The 19,473-nt window shown below is 61.2% G+C and carries 26 protein-coding genes; 7 read left to right on the top strand and 19 right to left on the bottom strand.

The window, feature by feature from the left end:
• Window positions 1-41: 41 nt before the first annotated feature.
• The 5 genes from D0Y60_RS24595 to D0Y60_RS07620 form a co-directional block, all read right to left on the bottom strand.
• Entirely contained in the window at window positions 42-263 is a 222-nt protein-coding gene (locus D0Y60_RS24595; protein WP_147324506.1) for a hypothetical protein, read from the bottom strand.
• Window positions 264-424: 161 nt separating this feature from the next.
• A complete protein-coding gene (locus tag D0Y60_RS07635; protein WP_117368346.1) occupies window positions 425-925 on the bottom strand; it encodes a TIGR00645 family protein in 501 nt (166 codons plus the stop codon).
• A gap of 132 nt (window positions 926-1,057) precedes the next feature.
• Window positions 1,058-1,225 carry a DUF1328 domain-containing protein gene (locus tag D0Y60_RS07630; RefSeq protein WP_117368344.1) on the bottom strand — a complete coding sequence of 56 codons (168 nt, stop codon included), beginning with the start codon at window positions 1,223-1,225 and terminating at the stop codon, window positions 1,058-1,060.
• Between the two features lie 172 nt (window positions 1,226-1,397).
• Window positions 1,398-1,595: a CsbD family protein gene (locus tag D0Y60_RS07625; protein WP_117368342.1), complete on the bottom strand. Its 198-nt coding sequence runs from the start codon at window positions 1,593-1,595 to the stop codon at window positions 1,398-1,400.
• 80 nt (window positions 1,596-1,675) lie between these two features.
• Window positions 1,676-2,014 (bottom strand): hypothetical protein, encoded by a 339-nt coding sequence (locus D0Y60_RS07620; protein ID WP_117368340.1) that lies wholly within the window; start codon window positions 2,012-2,014, stop codon window positions 1,676-1,678.
• 192 nt (window positions 2,015-2,206) lie between these two features.
• On the opposite strand from D0Y60_RS07620, the gene D0Y60_RS07615 reads away from it, so the two are divergent.
• Window positions 2,207-2,362: a DUF3309 family protein gene (locus D0Y60_RS07615; protein WP_117368338.1), complete on the top strand. Its 156-nt coding sequence runs from the start codon at window positions 2,207-2,209 to the stop codon at window positions 2,360-2,362.
• Window positions 2,363-2,390: 28 nt separating this feature from the next.
• Window positions 2,391-2,651, top strand: a complete 261-nt coding sequence (locus D0Y60_RS07610) for a glycine zipper domain-containing protein (RefSeq protein ID WP_117368336.1) — start codon at window positions 2,391-2,393, stop codon at window positions 2,649-2,651.
• A gap of 75 nt (window positions 2,652-2,726) precedes the next feature.
• On the opposite strand, the gene D0Y60_RS07605 is transcribed toward D0Y60_RS07610, so the two are convergent.
• On the bottom strand, window positions 2,727-2,924 hold the full coding sequence (locus D0Y60_RS07605; RefSeq protein WP_158565420.1) for a NepR family anti-sigma factor: 198 nt from the start codon (window positions 2,922-2,924) through the stop codon (window positions 2,727-2,729).
• Window positions 2,925-3,073: 149 nt separating this feature from the next.
• On the opposite strand from D0Y60_RS07605, the gene D0Y60_RS07600 reads away from it, so the two are divergent.
• Entirely contained in the window at window positions 3,074-3,874 is an 801-nt protein-coding gene (locus D0Y60_RS07600; protein WP_117368334.1) for a response regulator, read from the top strand.
• Window positions 3,875-3,926: 52 nt separating this feature from the next.
• Here the strand turns inward: D0Y60_RS07600 and D0Y60_RS07595 are convergent, their stop codons facing one another.
• The 8 genes from D0Y60_RS07595 to D0Y60_RS24590 form a co-directional block, all read right to left on the bottom strand.
• Window positions 3,927-4,271 (bottom strand): RidA family protein, encoded by a 345-nt coding sequence (locus tag D0Y60_RS07595; RefSeq protein WP_117368332.1) that lies wholly within the window; start codon window positions 4,269-4,271, stop codon window positions 3,927-3,929.
• 121 nt (window positions 4,272-4,392) lie between these two features.
• Complete coding sequence (locus tag D0Y60_RS07590) at window positions 4,393-4,908, bottom strand: gluconokinase (protein WP_117368330.1); 516 nt, start codon at window positions 4,906-4,908, stop codon at window positions 4,393-4,395.
• A gap of 11 nt (window positions 4,909-4,919) precedes the next feature.
• Window positions 4,920-5,750, bottom strand: coding sequence for a dipeptide ABC transporter ATP-binding protein (locus D0Y60_RS07585; RefSeq protein WP_117368327.1), 831 nt, complete (start codon window positions 5,748-5,750; stop codon window positions 4,920-4,922).
• Window positions 5,747-6,601 carry an ABC transporter ATP-binding protein gene (locus D0Y60_RS07580; RefSeq protein ID WP_117368325.1) on the bottom strand — a complete coding sequence of 285 codons (855 nt, stop codon included), beginning with the start codon at window positions 6,599-6,601 and terminating at the stop codon, window positions 5,747-5,749. Before D0Y60_RS07580 ends, D0Y60_RS07585 begins: the two co-directional genes overlap by 4 nt.
• Window positions 6,601-7,509, bottom strand: a complete 909-nt coding sequence (locus tag D0Y60_RS07575; RefSeq protein WP_117368322.1) for an ABC transporter permease subunit — start codon at window positions 7,507-7,509, stop codon at window positions 6,601-6,603. The genes D0Y60_RS07580 and D0Y60_RS07575 overlap by 1 nt, the downstream gene beginning before the upstream one ends.
• A 10-nt stretch (window positions 7,510-7,519) precedes the next feature.
• On the bottom strand, window positions 7,520-8,524 hold the full coding sequence (locus D0Y60_RS07570; RefSeq protein WP_117368320.1) for an ABC transporter permease subunit: 1,005 nt from the start codon (window positions 8,522-8,524) through the stop codon (window positions 7,520-7,522).
• Between the two features lie 105 nt (window positions 8,525-8,629).
• Window positions 8,630-10,225 (bottom strand): ABC transporter substrate-binding protein, encoded by a 1,596-nt coding sequence (locus D0Y60_RS07565; protein ID WP_117368318.1) that lies wholly within the window; start codon window positions 10,223-10,225, stop codon window positions 8,630-8,632.
• 350 nt (window positions 10,226-10,575) lie between these two features.
• Entirely contained in the window at window positions 10,576-10,836 is a 261-nt protein-coding gene (locus D0Y60_RS24590; RefSeq protein WP_147324505.1) for a hypothetical protein, read from the bottom strand.
• On the opposite strand from D0Y60_RS24590, the gene D0Y60_RS07560 reads away from it, so the two are divergent.
• Window positions 10,810-11,433: a LuxR C-terminal-related transcriptional regulator gene (locus tag D0Y60_RS07560; protein WP_147324504.1), complete on the top strand. Its 624-nt coding sequence runs from the start codon at window positions 10,810-10,812 to the stop codon at window positions 11,431-11,433. The genes D0Y60_RS24590 and D0Y60_RS07560 overlap by 27 nt on opposite strands.
• A 124-nt stretch (window positions 11,434-11,557) precedes the next feature.
• Window positions 11,558-11,965 (top strand): response regulator, encoded by a 408-nt coding sequence (locus D0Y60_RS07555; RefSeq protein WP_117368314.1) that lies wholly within the window; start codon window positions 11,558-11,560, stop codon window positions 11,963-11,965.
• A gap of 21 nt (window positions 11,966-11,986) precedes the next feature.
• Here D0Y60_RS07555 and rirA read toward each other — a convergent pair whose 3' ends face one another.
• The gene (gene rirA, locus D0Y60_RS07550; protein ID WP_117368312.1) at window positions 11,987-12,451 is read right to left on the bottom strand and encodes an iron-responsive transcriptional regulator RirA; all 465 of its coding nucleotides are present in this window, start codon (window positions 12,449-12,451) and stop codon (window positions 11,987-11,989) included.
• A gap of 181 nt (window positions 12,452-12,632) precedes the next feature.
• Between rirA and D0Y60_RS07545 the strand changes: the two genes are divergently transcribed.
• Window positions 12,633-13,676 (top strand): Fe(3+) ABC transporter substrate-binding protein, encoded by a 1,044-nt coding sequence (locus D0Y60_RS07545; RefSeq protein WP_117368310.1) that lies wholly within the window; start codon window positions 12,633-12,635, stop codon window positions 13,674-13,676.
• Between the two features lie 78 nt (window positions 13,677-13,754).
• On the opposite strand, the gene D0Y60_RS07540 is transcribed toward D0Y60_RS07545, so the two are convergent.
• The 3 genes from D0Y60_RS07540 to D0Y60_RS07530 all read right to left on the bottom strand — a co-directional run bounded on the left by D0Y60_RS07540 (window position 13,755) and on the right by D0Y60_RS07530 (window position 17,563).
• Window positions 13,755-14,846 carry a M48 family metallopeptidase gene (locus D0Y60_RS07540; RefSeq protein ID WP_245409108.1) on the bottom strand — a complete coding sequence of 364 codons (1,092 nt, stop codon included), beginning with the start codon at window positions 14,844-14,846 and terminating at the stop codon, window positions 13,755-13,757.
• Window positions 14,836-15,927, bottom strand: a complete 1,092-nt coding sequence (locus D0Y60_RS07535) for a DUF898 family protein (protein ID WP_117368308.1) — start codon at window positions 15,925-15,927, stop codon at window positions 14,836-14,838. Before D0Y60_RS07535 ends, D0Y60_RS07540 begins: the two co-directional genes overlap by 11 nt.
• Window positions 15,928-16,066: 139 nt before the next feature.
• Entirely contained in the window at window positions 16,067-17,563 is a 1,497-nt protein-coding gene (locus D0Y60_RS07530; protein ID WP_117368306.1) for a CoA-acylating methylmalonate-semialdehyde dehydrogenase, read from the bottom strand.
• A 105-nt stretch (window positions 17,564-17,668) separates the two neighbouring features.
• Between D0Y60_RS07530 and D0Y60_RS07525 the strand changes: the two genes are divergently transcribed.
• Window positions 17,669-18,550, top strand: coding sequence for a LysR family transcriptional regulator (locus D0Y60_RS07525; RefSeq protein ID WP_117368304.1), 882 nt, complete (start codon window positions 17,669-17,671; stop codon window positions 18,548-18,550).
• A 3-nt stretch (window positions 18,551-18,553) separates the two neighbouring features.
• Here D0Y60_RS07525 and bcsN read toward each other — a convergent pair whose 3' ends face one another.
• On the bottom strand, window positions 18,554-19,468 hold the full coding sequence (gene bcsN / locus D0Y60_RS07520; RefSeq protein WP_117368302.1) for a cellulose biosynthesis protein BcsN: 915 nt from the start codon (window positions 19,466-19,468) through the stop codon (window positions 18,554-18,556).
• Window positions 19,469-19,473 lie beyond the last annotated feature (5 nt).

The raw sequence follows: 19,473 nt of genomic DNA, 5'->3' as shown, positions 1-19,473 counted from the left end.
ACCAAATCAGGCCCTATTCTCACCAGCTCCATCAGGAAACCTTAGAGCGAGTTCGTCGGCCGCCAGAAGCGCCGCCGCTCTCGTTCGATGGCCGGGTTATAGGCCCACACTTTCAGGCCGTCAACAGACGATTTCATAAAAATGCAGAAAAGTTGTAAGTTATTGAAAATAAATCTGCATTTCCATTTTCCCGAGGCGCGACCAGCCAAAACAACCCTTTCCACCGGGAAATCATCGCATGAAACGTCCGCCATGCGGTACATGCGTACCGCACCCCCTCCCCTCTTCCGAAAAAACCGTAAAACGGCCCGGTGCATAACGAGAATGTCGGGGACACCGGCGATCTTTCGCTTGACTCCGGTTTAAACAAAAAGGGCGCCGGCGAATCTCCGCGGCGCCCTCCCCTCTTCGCTTTCACGATGGATCAACCTTTGAGCTTGCCCATGATCTGCTCGAGGAAACCGAGCAGCACAGCCGAGACGACGAAGGCGAGGTGCATCAGCGTCAGCCACATCAGGCGGCCGTCGGTATATTGCTGCACATTGAGGAAGACCTGCAGCAGGTGGATCGACGAGATCGCGACGATGGACGAAGCGACCTTGATCTTCAGACTGCCGGAATCGAGCTTGCCGAGGAAAGAGACATCCTTCTCCGCCTCGTCGAAGCGGCTGACGAAATTCTCGTAGCCGGCGATCATGACCATGAGGATGAGGCTGGCGACCAGCGCGGCGTCGATCAGGCCAAGCATGGCGAGGATCATCTGGGCATCGTCATAGATCAGGACGTTCTTGGCGACCTTGATGAACTTGTAGAGGAAGGACACGGCGTAGACGGCGAGCGCAGCGACGAGGCCGAGATAAAAGACCACGAGGATCCATCGGCTCGACAGGATGATGCGTTCGACGAGGAGTTCGAGGGATTTCATCGGGAGGGCTCCAGGGATTCGGCTAGTCAACGGTTGATTAACCAATGCCTATGTCTCCCGCAAGACTACGCGGCGCATCGCAAAAGGGCGGCGCCTTGAGACACCGCCCTTCTTCAAAGGATGAAACCGTTCTTATCGCGCCCGGCGGAACAGGCCTGCGACGAGCGACAGGACCAGAAGCGCCAGGAAGACGAAGAACAGAATCTGCGCGATGCCGGCGGAGGCGCCAGCGATGCCACCGAAGCCGAGCAGGCCGGCGACGAGAGCAATGACGAGGAAGACAACAGCATAGTAGAGCATTTTGGAACTCCTTCTTTATATCGCATCAGAAACGGCCGGCTGTGAAAAAGGTTCCGATGCGCGTGCTGTAAACAAAGACATCGTCACCGCTTTTTCTTCTTCATAAAACGATACCGCCGCGGCCTTTCGGCCGCGGCGGAATGAACGGAGACCAATGCGGTCAGCGACCTGCCTAGTGGCGGCGCTCCCAATCGTCGATCTGCCGCTCGGCCTCCTCCTTGGCGAGGCCGTAACGCTGCTGAATCTTGCCCGAGAGCTCAACCCGGCGACCGTTGATCACGTCGAGATCGTCATCGGTGAGCTTGCCCCACTGAGCCTGGGCCTTGCCCCTGTATTCGTTCCACTTGCCTTCGATGATGTCCCAATTCATGTCGCTGTCCTTTCTGTTCGTTGAAAGCTTGGCGTTGACGATAAGGGAAATCCGACAGGTGCCGAAAGGTTCCCGGATTGTCAGTGCAGCCGCGCGGCAAGCTCTGCCGGATGCGCGTTTTCGGCGACGAGCATGCCGTCTGCCGGCGGCGCGACCTCGCGGATATCGATTTCCAGGCCCTTTTCGCGGCTCATGCGCCAGCTAATTTCGATGTCCTCTTCGACCCAGGCTGGATCGATGGCTGCACAGCGGCCATGTACGATGCGCCCCTTGGCACCGGCACCACCAAGTGCAACCGGCAAAGCGCTCATGCACTCTTCCATGGATTCAAAGGCGACCTGTGGTGCGGGAAGCTCTTCACAGGAAAGGCTACCGGCGTTGCAGCCGATGAGAAGCATGAATGCGGCGATGTGTTCCATTTCACTCTCCCTAGTTACGGGGCCCTGGCCACAGGTTTGCGCATGCATAAGATGGTCGGGAAATGGAGCGGAGCGCGAAAAGGTTCCGCCAGCGGCAAATGACGCGCCTGTCACAATTTCGGGAACAAATCGGATGCTGGCCCGTTGTCGGGCCATCGCTCGATTGCGAAGCGGACGTGAAAGGAAGCGCAGATGCTCGGCACCATTCTCCTCATCATTCTTATTCTTCTCCTTATCGGCGCGCTGCCGAACTGGGGATACAGCCGCGGCTGGGGTTATGGCCCGTCGGGCGGGCTGGGCCTGATCGTCGTCATCCTTCTCATTCTCGTCCTTATGGGACGTATCTGATCAAAAGAGCCATCCAGGAGCCGGAACCATGAAAAACACCATCATCGCGCTAACCCTCGTTGCATCCACGGTGACGCTTACTGCGTGCAGCCAGACCGAACGCGGCACCGCGATCGGCGCGGCGTCGGGCGCCATCATAGGCGGCGCCGTGACCGGGCGTGCCGGCGGCGCATTGGCGGGTGCCGCGATCGGCGGGGCTGCGGGTTACCTCATCGCCCGCTCGGACCGCGACGGCTACTGCGTCTATCGCGACCGCCGTGGCCACCGCTACGAAGCTCGTTGCCGCTAATCGGCATCGCACGAAAACACGAAACGGGCCTAGCGGCCCGTTTCGTCGTGTCTTGAACAGGGAAGAAAGATGCTTTCAGGAACCGCCGTTGGCTTTCCGTTCGGCCTCGTCGAGCTTTTCCAAAAGATCGAGCAATCGATTGGGAACAGGCTCGGTTTCGATGACGTCGTAAAAGGATTTCAGCTTACGGCCGACCGGTCCATTCGGGTCGAAGGCAGCCTTGGCGGGCGTGTTGCCGCCGCCACGTCTCTTGTCTTTGTTGGGCTCGATCATGGTCTTGTTTCCGTTGCGTGCCGCCCGCTATCTTCCTTTTGCCCAAGATTCCCAATAGCAAGTCAGACTTAGCATGCTACCAATAGGTTTCCGCACAATGAACTTTAGCGGAAACGGTTCCGATGCGGAACATATTCAGGGAGAACTTCATGTCACTTTCCACCCGTATCGCACCGCATCTCGCCTATCTCCGGCGTTTTTCCCGTGCCGTCACGGGATCCCAGACGTCCGGTGACGCGTATGTGGCCGCCATGCTCGAGGCGCTTGTCGCCGACATTTCGATTTATCCTCGGGATCGCACCGACCGGATCGCGCTCTACCGGCTCTATTGCACGCTCTTCGAAAACCTCGATGTGACGCTGCCGGAAAACACCTCGCCGTTCGGCTGGGAGCGCCAGGCGGCAGCCAATCTCGCCAATCTGCCGCCGGCCGAGCGCAAGGCTTTCCTTCTGGTCGCCGTCGAAGGTTTCGATATGGCCGAGGCTGCCGACATTCTCGACGTTTCGGAGGAGCGTTTCGCCGAATTGCTGGATGAAGCCTCGCGCGACATTTCCAGCCAGGTCGCGACCGATATCATGATTATCGAGGACGAGCCGCTAATCGCGATGGACATCGAGGACATGGTCAAGGGCCTTGGCCACAATGTGACCGGCATCGCGCGCACCCATGCGGAGGCAGTCGAACTTTATCATCGCACGGCGCCGCGTATGGTGCTCGCCGATATTCAGCTTGCCGATGGGTCCTCGGGTATCGATGCGGTCAACGATATCCTGAAGAACAGCACGATCCCGGTGATCTTCATCACTGCCTTCCCCGAGCGACTGCTGACCGGCGAGAAGCCGGAACCGGCCTTCCTCGTTACCAAGCCGTTCAACCCCGACATGGTGAAGGCGCTGATCAGTCAAGCGCTGTTCTTCGACGAACAGGCGCGGCTCGCAAAGTCCGCATGACGCAAAAAGGCCCGCGCAAGCGGGCCTTTTCATTTCGGCCGTTTGCCTGCGCTTAAAGCGCGGCAACGACGATGACTTCAACCAAGTAATCCGGCGTCGCCAGCTTGGATTCACCGGTGGCGCGGGCGGGCGTGTGGCCCTGCGGCACCCAGGCGTCCCAGACAGCATTCATCTTCGGGAAATCCACCATGTCGGCGAGCCAGATCTGGGCGGAGAGAATACGCGTCTTGTCCGTGCCGGCCAGCGCCAGCAGACGGTCGACTTCCGCGAGCGCCTGCTTGGTCTGCTCGGTAACGTCGGATCCGGCCTGACCGACCTGACCGGCCAGATATACGGTGCCATTGTGCACGACGGCACCGCTCATGCGGGGGCCGGTTTCAAAACGTTTGATGTCCATGTGTCGTTCCTGTCAGGTCGAAAATCTCTCGGGAAACCTGCGGACGATCGCCGACAGGCCCATCGTCTATAGGGGGAGGAACGGCAAGGCGCCAGTGGTCACGCGCAAAATCGGACGCCGATCACCTGGTAGCAGCAAGTCCGTCAAGTGCCGCATTGACGATCTGCGCGATGGGTGCATCGATATCGACTGTCACCACACCAGGCTCATCCGAAGGATCCTCCAGCGTCGCGAGCTGGCTGTCGAGCAGGCTTGCCGGCATGAAGTGGCCGCGCCGGGCAGTCATGCGGCCGAGCAGCAGCTCGCGGCTGCCTTTGAGAAACACAAAAGAAAGCTTGCCGCCGGCGGCGGCGCGCAAATGATCGCGATAGACCTTTTTCAGGGCCGAACAGGAAATAACGATGCTCTTATCCTGCGCAAGCGCATCGGACAGGGCGCGACCGATGATGTCGAGCCAGGGCCAGCGGTCCGCGTCGTCGAGCGGGATGCCCTTCGACATTTTCTCGACATTCTCGGCGGGATGCAGGCTGTCACCCTCGATGAAGGCGGCGGGAAGGGTTGCGGCAAGGCCCTCGGCGACCGAGGTCTTGCCGCAACCGGAAACGCCCATGACGACGATCGCGCGTGCGTTCGTCATCGCGTCAAACCTCAGGCGACGCGCTTGCGGCGTTCGACGCGGGCGCGAATGGCGTCCACATCGACGCGCGGCGTCGCGGCAAAGAGGGTCTTGGTGTAGCTGTGCTGCGGGTCGTCGAAGACCTGATCGCGGCTGCCATATTCCACGGCCTCACCGAAATACATCACCATCACATCATCGGCGATGTGGCGCACGACCGAGAGATCGTGGCTGATGAAGACATAGGTCAGGTGGAACTCGTCCTGCAGGTCGGCGAGCAGGTTCAGCACCTGGGCCTGCACCGAAAGGTCGAGTGCAGAAACCGGCTCGTCGAGCACCAGAAGACGCGGATTGAGCATCAGCGCGCGAGCGATCGCGACGCGCTGGCGCTGGCCGCCGGAGAACATGTGCGGGTAGCGCCCGTAATGCTTCTCTTCCAGGCCCACCTTTTTGAGCATGGCCATGGCGCGGTCGCGCCTTTCGTCCGCCGGCACCTTCGTGTTGATGACCAGCGGTTCCGTCAGGATATCGCCAATCTTCTTGCGCGGGTTCAGCGAACCATAGGGGTTCTGGAAGACGATCTGCACCTTGCTGCGCATCTCGGCGGTCAGCGGCTCGCTGGCGATGTCGACCTTGCGACCGTCGATCAGCATGTCGCCTTCGGTGATCGGGTCGATCATCGTGACCATGCGGGCGAGCGTGGACTTGCCGCAGCCGGATTCACCGACGATGGCGAGCGTCTTGCCCTGCTCAACCTTGAAACTCACGCCCTTGACGGCGTGGACGGTCTTGGAGGGTTTCAGGAAACTACCGGGAATATGGTAGTCGCGCTTGAGGTTCTTTGCTTCGAGAACCGGGGTCATCGCATCGCTCCCGCAAAAATCTCGGCGTCGGTCAGCTTTTCAGTGATCGTCGGCAGACGGCCGCCGGTGGCGTTTTCCGGCAGGGCGGCAAGCAGCGCCTTGGTATAGACGCTCTTGGGTTCGGCGAAGAGGGAGAGTACGTCCGCCTGCTCGATCTGCCGGCCCTTGTACTGCACGATCACGCGATCGGCGGTCTCGGCCACCACGCCCATGTCGTGGGTGATGATGATGAGGCCCATGCCGTGCTCGTCCTGGAGCTTCATGAGAAGGTCCAGGATCTGCTTCTGGATCGTCACGTCGAGCGCGGTGGTCGGCTCGTCGGCGATCAGAAGCTTCGGGTTGCAGGCGAGCGCGGTCGCGATCATCACGCGCTGGCACTGGCCACCCGACATCTGGTGCGGGAAATGGCCGAGGCGCTCTTCCGGGTTAGGAATACCGACGGACTGGAAGAGTTCGATCGCCCGGTCGCGCCGCGCCTTGCGACCGAGATCCGTGTGGATGCGCAGCACTTCCTCGATCTGGAAGCCGACCGTGAAGCACGGATTGAGGCTGGCGATCGGCTCCTGGAAGATCATGGCGATGTCCTTGCCGATGATCTTGCGGCGATCGGCATCGGACATGGCCTGCATGTCGCGGCCATTGAATGTCAGCACATCGGCCGTCACCTTCGCCGTCCAGGGCAGGAGGCCCATGGCGGCAAGCATGGATACGGACTTGCCGGAACCGGATTCGCCGACGATGGCGAGAACCTCGCCCTCGTCGACCTTGAGCGACACACCATCCACCGCCCGGAAGGGGCCGGAAGCCGTCTGGAATTCGACGGTGAGGTTTTTGATTTCGAGAAGCGACATCACGACCTCTTCAGCTTGGGATCGAGGGCGTCGCGCAGGCCGTCACCCATCAGGTTGATGGCCAGCACGGTGATGAGGATGGCAAGGCCGGGGAAGGTCACGACCCACCAGGCGCGCTGGATGAATTCACGCGCTTCGGCCAGCATCGTGCCCCATTCCGGCGTCGGCGGCTGGGCGCCCATGCCGAGGAAGCCGAGAGCCGCCGCATCGAGGATTGCCGCCGAGAAGGCGAGCGTCGCCTGAACGATCAGCGGCGCCAGGCAATTCGGCAGGATCGTCAGGAACATCAGGCGCAGCGTGCCTGCGCCTGCGACCTTTGAGCCGACGACATAGTCCTTGGACTTCTCCGTCATCACGGCCGCACGCGTCAGGCGCACGAAATGCGGCTGGTTGACGAGCGAGATGGCGATCATGGCATTGACCAGGCCTGGCCCCAGCACGGCCACCAACACAAGCGCCAGCAGCAGCGAGGGGAACGCCAGGATGATATCCATGATGCGCATGATGAAGGTATCGACCTTGCCGCGGAAATAGCCGGCGACCAGACCGATCAGCACGCCCGAGACCACCGACAGAGTCACGACGACGAGACCGATGAAGAGCGAGAAGCGCGCGCCGTAGATGAGGCGCGAGAGGATGTCGCGGCCGACGGCGTCGGTACCGAGAATGTGCCCCCAGCTGCCGCCTTCCTGGAAGATGGTCGGCATGAGGAGGAGTTCGCGGTTCTGGGCACTCGGATTGTGCGGCGCCACCAAGGGCGCGAAGATCGCGACGAACAGAATGATCAGGAACACGAAGAGGCCGATGACGGCGCCCTTGTTGCGCGAGAAATAGAACCAGAATTCGGAAAGGCCCGAGGGCGGCGTGCCACCCGTCTTGGTTTCGGCCGTGGTTTGAACAGTGCTCATGGACCGTCTCCTAGTGCCGGATGCGCGGGTTGATCCAGCCGTAAAGCAGGTCGACCACGAGGTTGACGATCATGATGACGGCGGCGATCAGCATCAGGCCACCCTGCACCACGGCATAGTCGCGCTTGAAGACGCTGTCGACCATCCACTTGCCGATGCCCGGCCAGGAGAAGATCGTCTCGGTGAGGATCGCGCCCGCGAGCAGCACGCCGACCTGAAGGCCGATCGTGGTGATGACGGGGATCATCGCATTGCGCAACGCATGGACGCCGACGACCCGGAAGGGCGAAAGCCCCTTGGCGCGGGCGGTGCGGACATAATCCTCACCTAGGACTTCGAGCATGGCCGAGCGCGTCTGTCGCGCGATGACCGCAAGCGGGATCGTCGCCAGCACGATGGTCGGCAGGATCAGGTAGGTCAACGCCGACTTGAAGGCGCCAGCCTGTCCGGAGATCAGGCTGTCGATCAGCATGAAGCCGGTGACCTGCGGGAAGAAATACATCAGCGAGATGCGTCCCGAGACCGGCGTCCAGCCGAGATAGCCGGAGAAGAAGATGATGAGCAGCAAGCCCCACCAGAAAATCGGCATCGAATAGCCGACAAGGGCAGCACCCATGATCGACTGGTCGAGCCAGGTCCCCCGTTTCACCGCGGCGAGCACGCCGGCGGGAATGCCGAGCAGAACCGCGACGATGATCGCGCAAAGCGCCAGTTCCAGCGTCGCCGGGAAGAGCTGCAGGAAGTCGTCCAGCACCGGCCGCTTGGTCACGATCGACGAACCGAAGTCGCCCGTGACGAGACCGCCGAGGTAATCGAAATACTGGACATAGATGGGCCGATCGAGGCCGAGCTGGTGCATGAGCTCGGTGTGTCGTTCCGGTGCCATGACGCGTTCGCCCGACATCAACATGACCGGATCGCCCGGCAGAAGTCGAATGAAGGAGAACGCAATCAGTGATACCCCGATGAAGGTAGGTATCAAGACGGCGAGCCGTCCGAAGATGAAGCGCAACATGGGAGCCAATCCCTTCTTATTTTTGAAAAACCGGCGGCCCGAATGTCTTCGGACCGCCGGCCATAGCACGCTCTTGGCGGCGTGCGGTCGTCGTATTAACCGATATTACTCGGCAATGTCCACGCCGTCGAAGACGAAGTCACCAAGCGGCGACTGGACGAAGCCCGAAACCTTCTTGCTCATCGGAACGACGGCGAGAGAATGGTCGAGAGTGTTCCAGGGCGCTTCGCGCTTGAAGATAACCTGGGCCTCTTCATAGAGCTTGGTGCGTTCTGCGACGTCGGAGGTTTCCTTCGCCTTCGTCATCAGGTCGTCGAATTCCTTGTTGCACCACTGTGCACGGTTGTTGCCGCCCACGGCGTCGCAGCCGAGCAGGGTATCAAGGAAGTTGTCCGGGTCACCGTTGTCGCCGGTCCAGCCGAGGATGGCCGCACCGTCGCGGTCCTTGGCAGACGAGAGCTTCAGGTATTCGGCCCATTCGTAGGAGACGATTTCGGCGGTAACGCCGATCTTGGCGAGGTCGGCCTGCATCAGTTCCGCTGCACGGCGGGCGTTCAGCATGTACGGACGGGCAACCGGCATCGCCCAGATCTTCATCTTGAGATCCTTGACGCCGGCTTCTTCGAGCATCTTCTTGGCCGCATCCGGATCGTACTTATCGTCCACGACGGCATCATTGTACGACCACATGGTCGGCGGGATCGGGTTCTTGGCAACCGTTGCAGCACCCTGGAAGACGGCATCGACGATGGCCTGGCGGTTAACGGCCATGTTGAGGGCCTTGCGGACTTCAACCTTGTCGAACGGCGGAACCAGCGTGTTGTAGGCGAGATAGGCGACGTTCAGGCCGGCCTGCTCGGAAACATGCAGGTTCGGATCAGCCTTCAGCTCGGCGACGTCGGCGGCGTTCGGGTAGGACATCAGGTGGCACTCGCCAGCCTTCAGCTTCTGCGCGCGAACGGCAGCGTCGGTCGTGATCGCGAAGACGAGATCGTCGATCTTCTGCTTTTCACCCCAATAGTCGGGGTTGGCCTTGTAGCGGATGGCGGCATCCGGCTGGTAGGCGACGAAGGTGAACGGACCGGTGCCCAGCGGCTGCTGGTTCATCAGCTCCATCTTGCCTTCAGCCTGCAGCTTGTCGGCATATTCCTTCGAAACGATCGAGATGAAAGGCATGCCGAGGTTGGCAAGCAGCGGCGCTTCCGGACGCTTCAGCGTAATCTTGACCGTCAGGTCGTCGACCTTTTCGATCTTGTCGATAACGTCAGGCAGGCCCATGCCGGCAAAGTATTCCCAGGAGGCGCCCGGAACGTACTTGTTCCACGGATTGTCGGCCTTGTACTGGCGCTCGAAGGAGAAGATCACGTCGTCGGCATTCAGCTCACGCGACGGGGTGAAATAGTCCGTCGTCTGGAACTTCACGCCCTTGCGCAGGTGGAAGGTGTATTCCTTGCCGTCGGCGGAGATGTCCCACTTTTCAGCGAGCGCCGGCTCCAGTTCGGTCGTGCCGCGCTTGAATTCCACCAGACGGTTGTAAACCGTGTGTGCTGCGGCGTCGAAGGTCTGACCGCCCGTGTAGAGGCCGGGGTCAAAGCCTTCCGGCGACGCTTCCGAGCAATAAACGAAGGTCTTCGACCAAGCGGCCGTCGCCATCAGCGAGGCAACTGCCGTCGCCGCGAGGAGAGTAGTCAGCTTTTTCATAGTTGAGCTTCCCAGGTTTGCTTTTTTGTTCTCTTGTTTGCGAGCTCGGGTGCATTTCCAGCCCCGGCTTGCGCGGATGGAACGACATTTGCCGCAGGATTGCAATAAGTCCGCAAACAAATTTGTCCATTCGGAAAAAACGGCAGAACTTTATTCTCCACAGCATTCGAAACCGCTTTAAAAGCGGAACGAATCAGCACCAACCCCTGGTCAATCCCCACCACCCCTGATAGCGGCGAAGCAGAGGGCGTGTCATAACGGGACAACGAGGCAAGAGGGGCTGTCCTTTTCTGCTTTCCTCCGTGGCGGCGGGGTAAAGAAAAAAGAAAGGGGCAGCCTCGCTTTCGTTTTCAGCCTTTGTTTTCATTGGCTTGACCAAAAACCGGCCGCAAAAAATGCTCCCCTTCGCGAAATTGTCCGGCAAACCCCTTTGCCGCCAGAGATTGCGGCGCTAGATTCCATTCGTGGATTCTGGGGGTGGAGACCACGTGCCCGTGTTGAACAGACATTACAGGCGATACGATTTCGAAGGCGATCTTGAGAAGGCTCTCAATCGCGTCGACTTCTTTCGCATATTTCACACCATGGCGTTGCGCTACGGCTTCGAGCATTTCGGGGTGCTGCAGCTCATCAACGAGCACGAGACGAGCCAGCTCGCCACGCGCCTGATGCTGCACGATCTGCCGGCAGGATTGGCGGAGACCTACGACAAGCGCTACCGCCTTAACGACTCCACACTGTTCAAGAGCTTCTACAGATCAACCATCTCGACAGTCTGGCGCAGCACCGATCATTTCGAGAACGGCGCGCGCGACGGCTCCGACTTCCTTGACCAGATCGGCTTCGACATGGCGCTGTCCATTCCCGTTCATTCGGTGAACGGCACGCGTTTTGCCGTGCTCTTCCTCGGTGACGGCGACGATATCGATCGCCGGGAACACTACGAGATTTGCTACGAGGCCGGCTGCGCCTTCGACTACTTCCACCGCCAGGTGCTCGCCAACAAGGCGGGCATGGGCCTGACGCCGCGCGAGACGGAAATCCTGCGCTGGATTTCCTACGGCAAGACCGCAAGCGAGATCGCCCTTATCGTGTCGGTCTCCGAGCATACGGTGAACTCACACACGGCGACGATCCTGAAAAAGCTCGATGTGGTGAACCGCACGCAGATGGTGGCAAAGGCAATCCGCGAACAGATCATACAGTAACGTTACAAAACCGGATTCCGCTCTACGGATAGTAGAGTTAGGGACTTGTTAATACTCACAGGCTGGATGAGAGTAGCCGCCGATCCAGGCCACGAAATCAATGCAATCAGGTTCACCTACCGCCATGACAGCACCCGTGCATATCCTGCTCGTCGATGACGATCCCGCGGAAAACGTCATTCTCCGCGCACTGATGCGAAAGGTCGCAAGCTATGCGATCACGCTGCATTATGTGGAGACGGTGGATGGGGCGCTAGATTTCATTCGCGCTGCAGGTGCGCCGCTGGACATGATCCTGATGGACAATCGATTGCAGCCGCAGGCGGATTTCCGGGAGACTGTGCCGGAACTGCGCCGCAACGGTTACATCGGACCGGTCGGCGTCATCTCCTCGTCGATCAGCGATGCCTATTTCCAAAAGATCGATGACTATGGCGTCGATTTCCGCATCGACAAGGCCGAGCTCGATCCGACGGCCATCGAATTCATTCTGCAGGAATATGTGAAACGGGACGCCGGGGCCGGTATCTGACCCCGGACAAAGCGCCGGCGTTCAGGCCGCCGGCTGATGGGCCAGCGGTGGGGTTTCCAGGCCGAGCAGCAGACCGATCTGCGGTCGCGCCTTGACGAGATCGTCAATCGTATATTGCTGAAGCACTTCGAAGAACGCGTTGAGCGCCTTGCGCAGCGCGGAACTGAGCCCACAGCTATCGACCAGCGGGCACTCAACTTCGCCAGCCTCGAAACATTCAGCCATGGCGAAAGAATCCTCGGTGACGCGCACCACGTCGAACAGCGTAATTTCGCTTGCCGGCTTGGGCAGGCGCACACCACCATTGCGGCCACGCACCGTCTCGATGATGCCGGCACGGGTCAGCGGCTGGAGGATCTTGAACAGAAACAGCTCCGAGACGCCATAGGCGCGGGCGATCTCCGGAATGCGGCTGAGCTTTCCACTATTCGCCGCGCAGTACATCAACATGCGCACCGCATAGTTGGTTTGTTTCGTCAGACGCATCGGGAACTCCGAATCCGGTTTCTCAGGTTCCACCACATATAGGGCAGATCGCCATTTAGAACAATTCCAAAAAGCGGAAAATCACATTCATGTTATGCCGATGATCGTATGGTTGACTGGAAGGGGCAAGCCGATAAAGACGACTTTGGCAGTAAAGAATAAATTGCACCAGGAGGACCCGATGCGACCGCTTAAGACGTCTCTCGCCGCCCTTGCCCTCTCGACCGCCGGTCTGGCCTTCGCCGCGCCCGCTTTCGCAGACGGTGAAGTCAACATCTATTCCTATCGTCAGCCGGACCTGATCAAGCCGCTGCTCGACGAATTCACCAAGGAAACCGGCATCGCCACGAACGTGCTCTTCCTCGACAAGGGTCTCGTGGAGCGCATCCAGGCCGAAGGCGCCAACTCGCCGGCCGACGTTATCCTGACGGTCGACATCTCGCGCCTGACCGAAGCCAAGGACGGCGGCGTGACGCAGCCGGTCACCAGCGACGTCATCAACAAGGACATCCCTGCCCAGTATCGCGATCCCGACGGCAGCTGGTTCGGCCTGACCACGCGCTCGCGCGTCGTCTATGCCTCCAAGGAGCGCGTCGCGCAGAACGAGATCACCTATGAGGAGCTTGCAGACCCGAAATGGAAGGGCAAGATTTGCACGCGCGACGGCCAGCACTCCTATAATATCGGCCTGATCGCCTCGATGATCGCCCATCACGGCGAAGCCGAGGCCGAGAAGTGGCTGACCGGCCTGAAGAACAATCTCGCCCGCAAGCCGGACGGCGGCGATCGCGACCAGGCCAAGGCCATCCTCGCCGGCGAATGCGATCTGGCCCTCGGCAATTCCTACTATGTCGGCCTGATGATGACCAACGAGAAGGAGCCGGAACAGAAGGAATGGGCCGCCGCGATCAAGGTTCTCTTCCCGAATGCCAACGACCGCGGCTCGCATGTCAACGTCTCGGGCATGGCCATGGCCAAGAATGCCCCGAACAAGGACAACGCCCTGAAGCTCATGGAATTCCTGTCGGCCGGCACCGCGCAGCAGATTTACGCCGAGCAGGTCTACGAATATCCGGTCCTGCCGGGTGCCGAGCCATCGGAGGTCGTCAAGTCCTTCGGCACGCTAAAGGCCGACACGCTGCCGCTCATCGACATCGCGGCCAACCGCAAGAAGGCCTCCGAACTGGTCGACAAGGTCGGCTACAACGACGGTCCGGCGCAGTAATATCCAAAGCCTCCCAAGGCAAACACGGGAACGGCGGCTCTCGAGCCGCCGTTTTCATTTCACGCCCGGTACCTCGACCTATTGCAAATCCGGATCCGACTGGCCGGAGATGATCCGCGCGTAATCCGTAATATCCTTCCTGCGCTGCGGTGTGCCGGGATGGGTAGAGAGCAGGCTGGTATTCGACTTGTCGCCCAGCTTCTCTTCCAGAAGTGAGAAGAAGCGGGCAATCGCCGTCGGGTCGTAACCAGCTTTCGCCATCAGCTCGACAGAGCGACGGTCGGCGGCGCTCTCGGCGTCGCGCGAGTAGGAGAGCGCCAGGAGACCGCCACCCTGCATCAGCACATCCTCCACGCTGGAGCCGACGTCGCCGGCAATCAGCATGATGAGACCCGTCATGCCGGCGGCACGGTAGAGCTGGCGGAGACTGTGTTCGAGTTCGACATGGCCGATTTCATGCGCGAGCACGCCGACGATCATCTCCGTGTCCTTGCCCGCCATTTCGACGAGCTGGTCGGTGACGACGAGCGTGCCGTCCGGCAGCGCAAAGGCATTCGGCCCGATGAAGCCGCCGTCGCGGAAATTGAGATTGTAGGCGCCTGCGCCCCGCGGCGACTGGGCGGCGATGCGCGCAAAACCGTCGGCGATCTCGTCGCGCTTTTCCGCCGAGAGCTTCGTCGGCGAGAAGGTGGTCTTGTCGAGCGCCTGCAAGGTGCCTTGCGACATCAGCTGCGGGACGATGGGCGGCGTGGTGAGGATGGCGACCTCGACAAGCGCCGGCACGCCCCAGCGGTAAACGATGCTGCCGAGCGCAAAGGCTGCCAGCACGATGACGATCAGGCGCAGGCGAAACTGCTCCAGCCAGTGCACGAGCCCTGCACCGCCCTTGCCGTGCGCGGCCAGATACCGGTCGATGCCGTCATTGTCCCAAGTCTCGAAAACGGAGCCGTCCGGAAAAGTCACCCGGCGCGGAATGGAGCCGACGCGGCCGGAGATCTCGACCCAGGAGAGACCGGCGCCGGCGAGCGGCTTTTCGCCCCCCGCCGGCAGCGCGGCAATCTCCCCGGCCCGTTCGACGAGGCACGCCTCGACAGAACGGCTGGACCCGGCGGGGTGCCAATCTCCCTTGGCGATGGCCCCGCCGGCAATGGTCGCAGTCTCAGAAGCCAAAGTCGAAGCCTTCAAAGTCCATGAATTCGGCACCGACGGCCGACCCTTGAGCCTCCAGCGCGCTGAACAATTCGCCGACATCGCCGGTGAAGGTAATGCCGGTATGCTCGAACGTATAGCGCGCCATGCGTACCGCCGCCCAGGGCCGCATCAGGCCGAGGGTGAGCAGCGTGACGATGACGTTGCTGATCGCAATCCAGGTGTAGCGCGTGCGCGACAGGTCGCTCAACAGCTGATGCTTGCCGTCGAAGGTCGTTGCCGACCAGGCGATATTGCGCACGCCCGCCCGATAGAACAGGCCGGCAATGCCCATGGTTGTGAAGAGCACGATATAGCCGATGACCGCGCTGATCACGAGCGGGATCTGCTGTTCCGGCGTCAGCGAGCCGGGCGTCTCGATCATCGGCAGGATGAGCGAGATATTGGCGACGACGAGAAGGGCGACAATGCCAAGGCCGATGATGGCGATCAGGAACGACAGGAGCCAGGATTTGTAGAGCGGCCCGAGCTTTGGATCCGTCTCGAAGGCCTTGCCGCCATAGCGCAGGTTCGAGCCGATATAGCGCGAGACCCAGCGGCTGGCGAGCGGCGTGAGGATGCCGAGCGTAATAACGGCAAGGAGACCGCCGAGGATGAAGGCCTTGAAGGCTCCGCCCGCACCGCCGACGAAATCGAAGCGCACATTGCGATAGCTCGTGACGCGCGCGCTGAAGCGCAGGCCCTTGGCAACCAGCCATGGCAGGGCGATCAGGACGACGAGGGTCGGCAGGAGAACGAGGATCGGCACGACGGCGGCGATGACGTTCAGCACAACGAAGGCGCCGAGAACGATGAGCCGGCCGATAAGGATCTGCAGGCCCCTGGCGTGATATTCGAAGGACCGGCCGAGCAGCACGGTGTTGCCGAAGAAATAGCGGTTGCGCCGGACTTTCGCCCAGGCCGAATAGATGCCGATCGTGAGGATCGTCAGGAGCACGTTGACGATCCAGATGCCGAAATATTCCGACGCGCGGCCGGTAAATGTGACGCGATGAAAGCCGCCCGCCTGCCCTGCGGGTTGCGGCGATCCTGCCAAAGACATGGTTGCCCCCTTCAAAATACAAAAAGCACTCGGGGGTAACGGACCGCACTTGCGGCCTATTCTTCGCAAAGCACAAAAAACTGGCAATGCAAAAAGGGCTCCCTGCGGGAGCCCTTCCTTGTTCGATCCTTCAGGAGGATCACTTCATCGTCGGCATGACGAACTCGGCACCGTCCTTGATGCCCGACGGCCACCGGCTCGTCACGGTCTTGGTGCGGGTCCAGAACTTGATTGAGTCCGTGCCGTGCTGGTTCAGATCGCCGAAGGACGAGGACTTCCAGCCGCCGAAGGAATGGTAGGCAAGCGGAACCGGGATCGGAACGTTGACGCCGACCATGCCGATATTGATGCGGCTTGCGAAGTCGCGAGCTGCGTCGCCGTCACGGGTATAGATCGCAACGCCGTTGCCGTATTCATGCTTCATCGGCAGGTCGAGGGCTTCCTCGTAGTTTTTGGCGCGAACGACCGAAAGGACCGGGCCGAAGATTTCGGTCTTGTAGATCTCCATATCAGGCGTGACGTTGTCGAACAGGCAACCGCCGACGAAGTAGCCATCCTCATAGCCCTGCAGCTTGAAGCCGCGGCCGTCGACAACGAGATTGGCGCCTTCCGCGACGCCCTTGTCGATGAGGCTGAGGATGCGCGTCTGGGCTTCCTTGGTGACGACGGGGCCCATGTCAGCCTTGTCATCGGTGTACGGGCCGATGCGCAGGCTCTCGATCATCGGGGTGAGCTTTTCGATAAGGCGGTTTGCGGTTTCCTCACCGACCGGGACGGCAACCGAGATCGCCATGCAGCGCTCGCCGGCCGAACCGTAGCCGGCGCCCATCAAGGCGTTTGCGGCCTGGTCGAGATCGGCATCGGGCATGATGATCATGTGGTTCTTGGCGCCACCGAAGCACTGGGCGCGCTTGCCGTTGGCAGCAGCCGTGCCATAGACGTAACGAGCGATCGGCGTGGAGCCGACGAAGGAAACGGCGGCGATATCCGGATGTGCCAGGATGCCGTCGACTGCACCCTTGTCGCCGTTGACGACGTTAAGGATGCCTGCCGGCAGGCCGGCTTCGATCATCAACTCGGCAAGGCGGATCGGCAGCGACGGGTCGCGCTCCGAAGGCTTCAGGATGAAGGCATTGCCGCAGGCAATGGCGGGCGCAAACATCCACATCGGGATCATGCCCGGGAAGTTGAACGGCGTGATGCCCGCACCGATGCCGACCGGCTGGCGGATCGAGTACATGTCGATGTTCGGGCCGGCGCCTTCGGTGAATTCGCTCTTCATGAGATGCGGAATGCCGATAACGAATTCGCAGACTTCCAGGCCGCGAATGACGTCACCCTTCGAGTCCTCGACCGTCTTGCCGTGCTCCTTCGAGATCAGCACGGCCAGTTCGTCCATGTGCTTGTTGAGGAGTTCGACGAACTTCATGAAGACGCGGGCGCGGCGCTGCGGGTTCGTCGCGGCCCATTTCGGCTGCGCGGAAAGCGCGCTGTCGATAGCGGCCTGCAGATCGGCGTCGTTGGCAAGCGCGACCTGTGCCTGGACTTCACCCGTCGCCGGGTTGAAGACGTTGGCGGTGCGGCCGCTGGTGCCGGGCACCTGCTTGCCGTGGATGAAGTGTCCGATCTGGTACATTGGGAAGTCCTCCGTGGTTATGAGAGGCATGATCGCACTTCAATTTGCACAACACAATCACCTCCTGTAAGGAACCGTTGTGCAAAAATTAAAGTCGGAGATGCCATGAACTGGGATGATGCACGGCTGTTCCTGGCGGTCGCCCGTACCGGCCAGATCCTCGCCGCCTCCCGCCGCCTCGGCGTCAACCACGCGACGCTCAGCCGCCGCGTCAGCGCGCTGGAAGAGGCGCTGAAAACCCGTCTGCTGATCCGCCGCACCAATGGCTGCGACCTCACCGCCGAGGGCGAAGCCTTCTTGCGGGCGGCCGAGCGGATGGAGACGGAGATGCTGGCGATGCAGGCGAGCATCGGCCGGATCGACACCGCCGTCGCCGGCACCGTGCGGGTCGGCGCACCCGACGGCTTTGGCGTCTCCTTCCTCGCGCCGCGCCTCGGGCGGCTGACAGCGCGGCACCCGGAACTGAAAATCCAGCTCGTGCCCGTGCCCCGCTCCTTCTCGCTTTCGCAGCGCGAGGCCGATATCGCCATCACGCTCGAGCGGCCTGAACAGGGCCGCCTCGTCTCATCGAAGCTGACGGATTATACGCTCGGCCTCTACGCCTCGCGCGAGTATCTCCAGGAAAATGGCACGCCGGAGACCGTCGAGGACCTGAAGGCCCACCGGCGTGTCGGCTATGTGGAGGACCTGATCTTCACGGCCTCACTGAACTTCACCGGCGAGATCATGCGCAGCTGGGACGCGAGTTTCGAGATCTCCAGCGCCACTGGCCAGACGGAGGCCGTGCGCTCCGGCGCCGGCGTCGGCATCCTACATGACTATATCGCCCGGCAATATCCGGAGCTGGTGCGCGTTCTGCCTGGCAATACGATCCGCCGCGCCTACTGGACGACGTGGCACGAAAGTGCGCGCGACCTCACCCGCGTGCGCACCGTCGCCGAATTCGTGCAGGAACTCGTGCGGCAGGAGCACGCCATCTTTCTGTGAAGATCACTCCGCGTTGAGCGCCACGGTTCCCGGCATCGGCACCAGCGCGCTCTTCGCCCTTGTCTTGGGCTTCTCGACTGTCTCGCCGGAAACGGCGACCTTCACCTTCTCCTCACCCGGCAGAGGAACGCGCGCAGCATTGCGGATAACGACCCGCTCCTCCGCCGACGTCTCCTCCACCGTCACACGGCGCTTCGGCGTGCGGCGTGGCTCAATCTCGACACTGTCATCGACCAACACGACCGGGTCCGCACGAACGAGCACGGGCTGGCTCTGCGAATAGCCGCTGCCGCCGGCATATTGCAGCATATCGAACGTGTTGCGCGTCACCGGCTTCATGCGCAATCCGCCCATGACGGCGGCGATGCGCTCCTGCGACATCGTCGGATGGCAGAAGCGCAGGCGCACCTGCGCCGCATAGGCGCCGACGCGCTCGGCTGAAACACGCTTGGCGAACTGCCAGGCGTAGAGGCAGCTGCCGGACCTGCCGAGTAGGCCGGTCGCATAACCATAAACGCCCTGCCCGTTCTGGCCCGGCACATCGCTGATCCGCATGGCGACGCGGGGCAGCGCCTGTCTCATCTCGGCGACGATGGCGCGGCGTGTCGGCGCATGTAGGAAGGTCACGCCCTCGGAGGGCTGGCCGACCCGCACCGTCAGCACGTTCTCACCCGCGGAAGCCGTGGCGTTGGAATAGACGATGGCCTGCTCGAAGAAACCGCTACGCGCCGTCTGGCGCACGCTTTGAATCCGGCCCGACACCAAGGGCAGGTAGGCGACGGCGAAATCCGGCGAGACCTCGGTGGAGATTGGCGGCGCATCCGGATGAATGGCGCCGGTCTCCAGAAAGGGATCGGGCACGGTGGAAGCGCAGCCGGCGACGAGAAGAGGCAGAATGGCAGGAATGAGCCAGCGCATGAGGA

The sequence above is a fragment of the Shinella sp. WSJ-2 genome (genome assembly GCF_003432075.1).
Lineage (GTDB): Bacteria > Pseudomonadota > Alphaproteobacteria > Rhizobiales > Rhizobiaceae > Shinella.
Note: the sequence above shows the minus strand (reverse complement) of the source record. Positions and strands in the feature narration are given on the sequence as shown.

What these genes read in the sequence shown, in the direction of transcription:
- D0Y60_RS07605 (WP_158565420.1), bottom strand. Translation starts at nt 2,924, where the DNA reads ATGATCGAGCCCAACAAAGACAAGAGACGTGGCGGCGGCAACACGCCC.
- D0Y60_RS07585 (WP_117368327.1), bottom strand. Translation starts at nt 5,750, where the DNA reads ATGACCCCGGTTCTCGAAGCAAAGAACCTCAAGCGCGACTACCATATT.
- D0Y60_RS07615 (WP_117368338.1), top strand. Translation starts at nt 2,207, where the DNA reads ATGCTCGGCACCATTCTCCTCATCATTCTTATTCTTCTCCTTATCGGC.
- D0Y60_RS07570 (WP_117368320.1), bottom strand. Translation starts at nt 8,524, where the DNA reads ATGTTGCGCTTCATCTTCGGACGGCTCGCCGTCTTGATACCTACCTTC.
- D0Y60_RS07600 (WP_117368334.1), top strand. Translation starts at nt 3,074, where the DNA reads ATGTCACTTTCCACCCGTATCGCACCGCATCTCGCCTATCTCCGGCGT.
- D0Y60_RS07595 (WP_117368332.1), bottom strand. Translation starts at nt 4,271, where the DNA reads ATGGACATCAAACGTTTTGAAACCGGCCCCCGCATGAGCGGTGCCGTC.
- D0Y60_RS07535 (WP_117368308.1), bottom strand. Translation starts at nt 15,927, where the DNA reads ATGTCTTTGGCAGGATCGCCGCAACCCGCAGGGCAGGCGGGCGGCTTT.
- D0Y60_RS07580 (WP_117368325.1), bottom strand. Translation starts at nt 6,601, where the DNA reads ATGTCGCTTCTCGAAATCAAAAACCTCACCGTCGAATTCCAGACGGCT.
- D0Y60_RS07530 (WP_117368306.1), bottom strand. Translation starts at nt 17,563, where the DNA reads ATGTACCAGATCGGACACTTCATCCACGGCAAGCAGGTGCCCGGCACC.
- D0Y60_RS07575 (WP_117368322.1), bottom strand. Translation starts at nt 7,509, where the DNA reads ATGAGCACTGTTCAAACCACGGCCGAAACCAAGACGGGTGGCACGCCG.
- D0Y60_RS07555 (WP_117368314.1), top strand. Translation starts at nt 11,558, where the DNA reads ATGACAGCACCCGTGCATATCCTGCTCGTCGATGACGATCCCGCGGAA.
- bcsN (WP_117368302.1), bottom strand. Translation starts at nt 19,468, where the DNA reads ATGCGCTGGCTCATTCCTGCCATTCTGCCTCTTCTCGTCGCCGGCTGC.
- D0Y60_RS07620 (WP_117368340.1), bottom strand. Translation starts at nt 2,014, where the DNA reads ATGGAACACATCGCCGCATTCATGCTTCTCATCGGCTGCAACGCCGGT.
- D0Y60_RS07590 (WP_117368330.1), bottom strand. Translation starts at nt 4,908, where the DNA reads ATGACGAACGCACGCGCGATCGTCGTCATGGGCGTTTCCGGTTGCGGC.
- D0Y60_RS24595 (WP_147324506.1), bottom strand. Translation starts at nt 263, where the DNA reads ATGTACCGCATGGCGGACGTTTCATGCGATGATTTCCCGGTGGAAAGG.
- D0Y60_RS07545 (WP_117368310.1), top strand. Translation starts at nt 12,633, where the DNA reads ATGCGACCGCTTAAGACGTCTCTCGCCGCCCTTGCCCTCTCGACCGCC.
- D0Y60_RS07565 (WP_117368318.1), bottom strand. Translation starts at nt 10,225, where the DNA reads ATGAAAAAGCTGACTACTCTCCTCGCGGCGACGGCAGTTGCCTCGCTG.
- D0Y60_RS24590 (WP_147324505.1), bottom strand. Translation starts at nt 10,836, where the DNA reads ATGCTCGAAGCCGTAGCGCAACGCCATGGTGTGAAATATGCGAAAGAA.
- D0Y60_RS07630 (WP_117368344.1), bottom strand. Translation starts at nt 1,225, where the DNA reads ATGCTCTACTATGCTGTTGTCTTCCTCGTCATTGCTCTCGTCGCCGGC.
- D0Y60_RS07525 (WP_117368304.1), top strand. Translation starts at nt 17,669, where the DNA reads ATGAACTGGGATGATGCACGGCTGTTCCTGGCGGTCGCCCGTACCGGC.
- D0Y60_RS07625 (WP_117368342.1), bottom strand. Translation starts at nt 1,595, where the DNA reads ATGAATTGGGACATCATCGAAGGCAAGTGGAACGAATACAGGGGCAAG.
- D0Y60_RS07560 (WP_147324504.1), top strand. Translation starts at nt 10,810, where the DNA reads ATGGCGTTGCGCTACGGCTTCGAGCATTTCGGGGTGCTGCAGCTCATC.
- rirA (WP_117368312.1), bottom strand. Translation starts at nt 12,451, where the DNA reads ATGCGTCTGACGAAACAAACCAACTATGCGGTGCGCATGTTGATGTAC.
- D0Y60_RS07610 (WP_117368336.1), top strand. Translation starts at nt 2,391, where the DNA reads ATGAAAAACACCATCATCGCGCTAACCCTCGTTGCATCCACGGTGACG.
- D0Y60_RS07635 (WP_117368346.1), bottom strand. Translation starts at nt 925, where the DNA reads ATGAAATCCCTCGAACTCCTCGTCGAACGCATCATCCTGTCGAGCCGA.